A 7,760-nucleotide genomic window follows, 5' to 3' on the forward strand; every position below is an offset into this window, starting at 1 on the left:
GTGCTCCTCCCTCAGCGGCGCAACGCCTTGCGGGACAACCAGTTGCCGAGGTACTGGGCGGCCTGCACCAGCACGATGATGATAACCACCGCGATCACCGTGACGCTCCAGTCGAACCGCTGGTAGCCGTAGCTGATGGCGAAGTCGCCGAGCCCGCCGCCGCCGACCGCACCGGCCACCGCCGTCATGTCCACCACCGCGACGAAGACGAAGGTGTAGCCCAGGATCAGCGGCCCCAGCGCCTCCGGCACCAGCAGCGTCACGATGATGCGCAGCGGGCTGGCGCCCATCGCGCGGGCCGCCTCGATGACGCCCGGGTCGATGGTGACCAGGTTCTGCTCCACGATCCGGGAGATGCCGAAGGTGGCGGCCACGATCAGCGCGAAGGTCGCCGCGCCGGTGCCCAGCGTGGTGCCGACGACCTTGATGGTCAGCGGCCCGATGGCGGTGATGAAGATGATGAACGGGATCGGCCGGATGATGTTCACCAGCACGTTGAGCACGGTGAACACCAGGCGGTTGGCCAGGATCCCGCCCGCCCTGGTGGTGTAGAGCGCGATGCCGAGCAGGAGGCCGAGCAGCCCGCCGACCAGCATCGTGGCCAGCACCATCCACACCGTCTGGCCGATCGAGGTGAGCAGCACCGGCCCGATGGTCTGCCAGTCGATGTTCACGCGGTCAGCTCCTCGATCTCGGTGGTGCGGCGCAGCTCGGCGATCAGCGCGTCCACATCGGACTCGGCGCCGAGCAGCTCCAGGGTCAGCCGCCCCAGCTGCACGCCGCCGAGCTCCTTGAGCCCGCCGTCGACGATCTCGAAGCGCACCCGGTGGCGGCTCACCGCATCGGAGAGCACCGCGCCGATGCGCCGGTCGTCGCGCAGGTGCGCGGTGATCAGCCGCCCGCTGTGCCGGGCCCGGAGCCGGTCCAGGTGCTCGCCGTCGGGCCGGTCCGGCAGCACGGTCTCCACGAACCGGCGGGTGGTCCCGGTCGCGGGCGCGGAGAAGACGTCCAGCACGGTGCCCTGCTCGACGACGCGGCCGGAGTCCAGCACCGCGACCCGGTCGGCGATCTCCCGGACCACCTCCATCTCGTGGGTGATCACCACGATGGTCACGCCGAGCTCGGTGTTGACGCGCTTGAGCAGCCGGAGCACCTCGGCGGTGGTCTCCGGGTCGAGTGCGCTGGTGGACTCGTCGGCGAGCAGGATCTTCGGGTTGGTGGCCAGCGCCCGGGCGATGCCCACCCGCTGCTTCTGCCCGCCGGAGAGCTGGTCCGGGTAGTGCCAGGCCTTGTCGGCGATGCCGACGAAGTGCAGCAGTTCGGCGACCCGCCGCTCGCGGCTGGCCCTGTCCCAGCCAGCGACCTTCAGCGGGTAGGCGACGTTGCCGAACACCGTGCGGGAGCGCAGCAGGTTGAACTGCTGGAAGATCATGCCGATGTCGCGCCGGAGCTCGCGCAGCCGCCGCTCCGGGAGCCCGGTGATGTCCACCCCGTCGACCAGCAGCCGACCGGAGGTCACCGGCTCCAGCGCGTTGATCAGCCGGACCAGGGTGCTCTTGCCCGCACCGGAGTAGCCGATGACCGCGAACACGTCGCCCGCCTCGATGGACAGGTCGACATCGGCCAGCGCGGTCACCGCCCGCGCTCCGGTGCCGAAGGTCTTGCCGACCCGCTGGAACTCGACGATCGGGCTCACTTCGCGCCCCGCACGGTCGCGGTCAGCTCGGCCAGGATGCGCTCCAGCTCGGCCTGCGGGCGGTCGACGCTCACCGAGGTGCCCTTGGAGTCGGCGACGACCTGGTCGGTGATGCGCTTGTCCCGGTAGATCTCCACGACCTTGCGGTAGACCGGGTTGTCCTTGTCCTCGGCGCGGGCGACGAAGACGTTGATGTAGGGCGCGGCGTCGGGGCTGTTCGGGTCGTCTCCGAACAGCGCCCTGCTCGGGTCGAGGTCGGCGTCGAGGGCGAAGTTGTTGTTCACGATCGCCCCGTCCACCGACGGCAGCGAGGCGACGGTCTGCGCGGCGTCCACCGGGACCACGCGCACCTTCGACGCGGCGGTGTCGATGTCGGCCGGGGTGGACAGCACGGTGCCGCCGCCCTTGAGCGCGATCAGGCCCGCCTGCTGGAGCACCAGCAGGGCGCGCGCCTGGTTGGTCTTGTCGTTCGGGATGGCCACGGTGCCGCCCTGCGGGATGTCGGCCACGGCGGCGTGCTTCTGCGAGTACAGGCTCAGCGGCACGACGTAGGTGGAGCCGATGGGCGTGAGCGTGTCGTCGTTGGACACGTCGTAGTTGGCCAGGAACAGCACGTGCTGGAAGAGGTTGAGGTCGATCTGCCGCTGCGACAGGGCCGGGTTGGCCTGGTGGTAGTCGCTGAAGTTGACCGTCTCGATGTCGATGCCCTGCTCGGCGGCGAGCTGCTTGTAGGTCTTCCAGTACTCCTTGCTGGCGTCGGTGACCCCGATGCGCACCTTGGTCCGCCCGGCGGCGGTGTCGTCGGTTCCCGCGTTGACCGCGTAGAGCGCGGCGGCGACCACGGCGACCAGGACGACGGCGATCACCGCCACCAGCGCACCCCTGCGGCGGCGCGGTCTCTCCGGCAGTCCCAGATCGGCGGGGGTGGTGTCGTTGTCGGACATGGACTGGCCCTTCCAGGTGTCGATCACTTCGCGGACACCTTGCAGCACCGGGGCAGGCAGCCCGAAATCGTTTCAGGATCTGGGTCGGAACGCGGAGATTTGCCGTTCCGGCCTCGGTTGTGGTAGCGCGACGATCAACCATCCGGCGGATTGTCCAGACCATTTGGCGCGGTGTTGGGTTGTGCCACGACCGCGACCGGTTTGTCCGCTGCGACGGCCTGGCCCGCGACGCCCCGACCCAGGAGGAGGAGAGTTGATCCGCTCCGTTCTCGGCCTCGCCGGTGCCGCGCTGCTGGCGGCCGGTGCGGCCGCCCCGGCGACCGCCGACCCGGACTCCCCGCTGCCCCAGATCACCCCGCAACCGCAGCAGGTCGTGCAGCTCGGCGACGACGTGCCGGTGCCCGAGCGGGTGTCGGTGGTGGCCGACCGCGAGGTCGACCGGCCGACCCGCGACCTGCTCGTCGCGGTGCTGCGCGGCGCGGGCGCCGAGGACGTCGACGTCGTCGACGCCGGTCAGCAGCCGGACGCACCGCTGGTGGTGCGGGTCGGCGGCATCGGCACCGACGACATCGCGCGCGGGCTGCGGGAGGCCGGTGTCGAGGTGCCGCCCGACCTGCCCGCCGAGGGCTACGCGCTGGCCGCCAAGGACGGCGCGGTGGTGCTCGGCGGCGTCGACCCCGACGGCGTCTACTACTCCGCGCAGACGCTGCGCCAGCTGGTGCGCGCGCACGGGATCGCCGGGGCCGGGATCGTCGACCACCCGCTGATGCCGCTGCGCGGGGCGATCGAGGGCTTCTACGGCAGCCCGTGGACCCACCAGGAGCGCCTGGACCAGCTCGCCTTCTACGGCGACGTGAAGATGAACACCTACATCTACGCGCCGAAGGACGACCCCTACCACCGGGAGAAGTGGCGCGACCCGTACCCGGCGGACAAGCTCGCCGAGCTCGGCGAGCTGATCGCGCAGGGCGACGCGCACCACGTGCGGTTCACCTTCGCCCTCTCCCCGGGGCTGTCCATCTGCTACACCAGCGAGCAGGACTGGCAGGCGCTGGTCGCGAAGCTGCAGGCGATGTACGACCTGGGCGTGCGGGCGTTCTCCCTGCCGCTGGACGACATCGACTACACGAAGTGGAACTGCGCCGAGGACGAGGCGAAGTACGGCGCGCCGTCGCAGCAGTCGGCGGGGCAGGCGCAGGTGGACCTGCTCAACCGGGTCCAGCGCGAGTTCATCGCCACCCACGAGGGCGCGCAGCCGCTGCAGACCGTGCCCACCGAGTACTCCGACACCGAGGACAGCCCGTACAAGCGCACCATCCGGGAGCAGCTGGACCCGGCGGTGGAGGTGATGTGGACCGGCGTCGGCGTCGTCCCTCCGGAGATCACCGTCCCGCAGGCCCAGGAGGCCGCCGCGGTGTGGGGCCGCAAGGTGTTCGTGTGGGACAACTACCCGGTCAACGACTTCGACGCGACCGCCGGGCGGTTGCTGCTCGCCCCCTACGCCGAGCGGGAGGCCGGGCTGCACGACCAGCTGTCCGGCATCGTGCTCAACCCGATGAACCAGGCCTCGGCGAGCAAGGTCGCCGAGTTCGGCGCGGCCGACTTCTCCTGGAACGACACCGGTTACGACGCGAACCGGGCCTGGCGGGAGGCCGCCCGCTACCTGGCGGGCGGTGATGCCGCGACGGCCGAGGCGCTGCTGGCGTTCTTCGACCTGGAGCACCTCTCCCCGACCCTGGAGGGCGAGATCTGGCAGCCGCAGGCACCGGAGCTCGCGCGTCGGATCGAGGAGTTCCGCGCGAAGTGGGCCGAGGACCAGGGCGCGGCGATCCAGGCCCTGCGGCCCTACGCGGAGCTGATCGCCGCGGCACCGCAGCGGATCCGCGACGGCGTGGTCGATCCGGGTTTCGTCGCGGATGCCGCGCCGTGGCTGGAGGCCACCGACCTGTGGGGGCCTGCGCTGCTGGCCAGCCTCGACGGCCTGCAGTCCCGGGTGGACGGTGACGAGGCCGCCGCGGAGAAGGCCTTCGCCGAGGCCGCCGACCTGGCGCGCCGGGCGGGCGAGATCCGCACCATCCCGGGCGAGACGCGCCCGGAGGGTCCGGTGCGGGTCGGCGACGGTGTCCTGGACACCTTCATCGCCGAAGCACCCGACCTGCGCTGAGCCGGGCTCGCTCCCCGGAGGCGCGTGTTCGTCCGGCGCGGCCACGTCGCGCAAGGGCCTCGATCCCGGCGGCCCGCGAGGAGATCAGCGTCCCCGCAGCAGGCCGGTGACCAGCTGGCCGACCTGGTCGGCTTCGATCAGGAAGCCGTCGTGACCGTGCGGCGAGGCGATCGCGGCGAACTCGGCATCCGGGATCGCCTCGGCGAGCTGCCGCTGCTGCTCCAGCGGGAACAGGCGGTCGCTGTCGACTCCCGCGACGCGGGTGCGGGCCGTGATCCGGCGCAGCGCGGCCCGCGCCCCGCCTCGGCCGCGCCCCACGTCGTGGCCGGACATGGCCTGCGCGAGCACCACGTAGCTCGCCGCGTCGAACCGGCGCGCCAGCTTGTCGGCGTGGTGGTCCAAATAGGACTCCACGGCGTACCTGCCGCCGCGCCAGGGGTGTTCGCCGTCCTGGTGCTCGGTGCCGAACCGCTGCTCCAGCTCCTGCGGGCTGCGGTAGGTGATGTGCGCGATCCGCCGCGCCACCCCCAGGCCCGCGTGCGGGCCGCGGCCGTCCGGCAGGTCGTGGTAGTGCCCGCCGAGCCAGTCCGGGTCGCTGCGGATGGCCTGGATCTGCGCCGCCGACCAGGCGATCTGCTCGGCGGAGGCCACCGCGCAGCAGCTCAGCAGCAGGGCGGCGGAAACCCGCTCCGGGTGCCCCGCCGCCCACTCCAGCGCCCGCATCCCGCCGAAGGAACCACCGAGCACCGCCGCCCACCGCCGGATGCCCAGCGAGTCGGCGAGCCGCACCTCCGCCTCCACCGCGTCCCGCACCGTGATCGCCGGGAACCGCCCGCCCCACGGCCGCCCGTCGGGTGCGGTGGTCGCCGGTCCGGTGCTGCCCTGGCAGCCGCCGAGGACGTTGGGCGCGACCACGAACCAGCGGTCGGTGTCCAGCGCCCGCCCCGGCCCGACGAGCGCGTCCCACCAGCCGGGGCTGGGGTGACCCGCACCGGCCGGGCCCGCCACGTGGCTGTCGCCGGTCAGGGCGTGCAGGACCAGGACGGCGTTGGAGGCGTCGGCGTCTAGCTCTCCCCAGGTCTCGTAGGCGAGGTCGACCTGCGGGAGCACGCCGCCCGCCTCCAGCACCAGCGGATCGGGCAGCCGGAACCAGCGGCGGCGGCCGACCGGGTTCCCCGCCCGCCACGCACCGGTGGCGGGCGGGGAACCGTGCGTCCGGGTCATCGCTCCAGCTCGGCCTTTGCCGCGCGGAAACCGGCTTCGAGGTCGGCCTTCAGGTCCTCCACCGCCTCGATGCCCACCGACAGCCGCACCAGGCCCGGGGTCACCCCGGCCAGCTGCTGGTCGTGCTCGCTGAGCTGGCTGTGCGTGGTGCTCGCCGGGTGCGCGATGAGGCTGCGCACGTCGCCGATGTTCACCAGGTGGCTGAACAGCTCGACGCCGTCGACGAACGCCCGCCCGGCGTCGACTCCCCCGCGCAGCTCGAACGAGACGATCGCGCCCGCCCCGCCCGGCAGGTACTTCTGCCCGAGCTCGTGCCACGGGCTGCTGGGAAGTCCCGCGTAGTGCACGGATTCGACCTCGTCGCGGCCGCTCAGCCACTCGGCGAGCTGCTGGGCGTTGCGGACGTGCCGCTCGATGCGCAGCGACAGCGTCTCCAGGCCCTGCAGCAGCAGGAAGGCGTTGAACGGCGAGATCGCCGGGCCGATGTCGCGCAGCCCCTGCACCCGCAGCTTCGCCGCGAACGCGCCGTGGCCGAGGGCCGGCCAGTACTGCAGGCCGTGGTAGCTGGGGTCCGGCTCGACGAAGCCGGGGAACCGCTCGCGGTGGGCGCCGAAGTCGAAGGTCCCGCCGTCCACGACGACGCCGCCGATCGCCGCGCCGTGCCCGCCGAGGTACTTCGTCGCCGAGTGCACCACGATGTCCGCGCCGTGCTCGATCGGCCGCAGCAGGTACGGGGTCGTCACGGTGTTGTCCACGACCAGCGGCACCCCGACCTCGTGCGCGACGTCGGCCACCGCGCGCACGTCCAGCACGTTCGAGCGCGGGTTGCCCAGCGATTCGCCGAAGAACAGCTTGGTGTTCGGCCGCGCGGCCGCCCGCCACGCCTCGACGTCGTCGGGGTCCTCGACGAAGCTGACCTCGATGCCCAGCTTCGGCAGCGTGTGCCGGAACAGGTTGTGCGTGCCGCCGTACAGCGACGAGCTGGACACCACGTGGTCACCGGCCTGCGCGAGGGTGAGCACGGTGAGCGTCTCGGCGGCCTGGCCGGACGCCAGCGCCACCGCCGCCACACCGCCCTCCAGCGCGGCCACCCGGTTCTCCAGGACCTCCTGGGTGGGGTTGTTGATCCGGGTGTAGATGTTGCCGGATTCGCTGAGGTTGAACAGGTTCGCCGCGTGCTCGGTGTCGCGGAAGACGTAGGAGGTGGTCTGGTAGATCGGCACCGCGCGGGCCCCGGTGGTGGGGTCGGGCACGGCCCCGGCGTGCACCTGGAGGGTGTCGAAGGACCAAGCTGAAGCGCTCACGGGAGTTTCTCCTGAGTGGGTGCGGATGTGCGCGGGCATGCGCGCTCACGCCTGCGGTGCGGCACCGCAGGCGTGCGGGAACAGGCGGCCGAGCCGCCGTGCGAAGGGGAATGCGCTTATCGAGCGCGGCGAAGGATCAACACGCGGCGGCGGTCACGCGCACGAGGTCGACGTGCCGACGGGCAACCAAGCGAATCACGCCTCGCAGCGTATCGGGAAGCGCGGTGCGCGCAAGCCGGTCCACGATCCGGGAAAACCCGTTCAGAGCAACGGAGTTCACGCGGCAGCAGGGGCGCCCTCCGGGTTGGGAGGGCGCCCCTGTGTGTGGTGTTGGGTCAGTCGTCGTTGCTGGTCTTGAGGCCCTTGGAGATGAGGTCCATGACGCTGGAGTCGGCCAGGGTGGTGACGTCGCCGACTTCGCGGTTCTC

General features: G+C 71.9%; 6 protein-coding genes. 1 reads left to right on the forward strand and 5 read right to left on the reverse strand.

All coding sequences use genetic code 11. The annotated features are described in order from the left end of the window. Nucleotides 1-11 precede the first annotated feature (11 nt). The 3 genes from F1721_RS33605 to F1721_RS33615 are packed head-to-tail and all read right to left on the reverse strand — an operon-like array spanning nt 12 to nt 2,640. Nucleotides 12-674, reverse strand: coding sequence for a methionine ABC transporter permease (locus F1721_RS33605; RefSeq protein WP_150070890.1), 663 nt, complete (start codon nt 672-674; stop codon nt 12-14). Further along, the gene (locus tag F1721_RS34875; RefSeq protein WP_150070891.1) at nt 671-1,696 is read right to left on the reverse strand and encodes a methionine ABC transporter ATP-binding protein; all 1,026 of its coding nucleotides are present in this window, start codon (nt 1,694-1,696) and stop codon (nt 671-673) included. The genes F1721_RS33605 and F1721_RS34875 overlap by 4 nt, the downstream gene beginning before the upstream one ends. After that, nucleotides 1,693-2,640 carry a MetQ/NlpA family ABC transporter substrate-binding protein gene (locus F1721_RS33615; protein ID WP_150070895.1) on the reverse strand — a complete coding sequence of 316 codons (948 nt, stop codon included), beginning with the start codon at nt 2,638-2,640 and terminating at the stop codon, nt 1,693-1,695. Before F1721_RS33615 ends, F1721_RS34875 begins: the two co-directional genes overlap by 4 nt. A 253-nt stretch (nt 2,641-2,893) precedes the next feature. Between F1721_RS33615 and F1721_RS33620 the strand changes: the two genes are divergently transcribed. Beyond that, nucleotides 2,894-4,804, forward strand: a complete 1,911-nt coding sequence (locus F1721_RS33620; protein ID WP_246155507.1) for a glycoside hydrolase family 84 protein — start codon at nt 2,894-2,896, stop codon at nt 4,802-4,804. 84 nt (nt 4,805-4,888) lie between these two features. On the opposite strand, the gene metX is transcribed toward F1721_RS33620, so the two are convergent. Together metX and F1721_RS33630 are read right to left on the reverse strand one after the other, a co-directional pair. Beyond that, nucleotides 4,889-6,028 carry a homoserine O-acetyltransferase MetX gene (metX, locus tag F1721_RS33625; RefSeq protein WP_150070892.1) on the reverse strand — a complete coding sequence of 380 codons (1,140 nt, stop codon included), beginning with the start codon at nt 6,026-6,028 and terminating at the stop codon, nt 4,889-4,891. Further along, nucleotides 6,025-7,332 carry a bifunctional o-acetylhomoserine/o-acetylserine sulfhydrylase gene (locus F1721_RS33630; RefSeq protein ID WP_425474429.1) on the reverse strand — a complete coding sequence of 436 codons (1,308 nt, stop codon included), beginning with the start codon at nt 7,330-7,332 and terminating at the stop codon, nt 6,025-6,027. The genes metX and F1721_RS33630 overlap by 4 nt, the downstream gene beginning before the upstream one ends. Nucleotides 7,333-7,760: the final 428 nt, after the last annotated feature.

The sequence above is a fragment of the Saccharopolyspora hirsuta genome (assembly GCF_008630535.1).
GTDB lineage: Bacteria > Actinomycetota > Actinomycetes > Mycobacteriales > Pseudonocardiaceae > Saccharopolyspora > Saccharopolyspora hirsuta.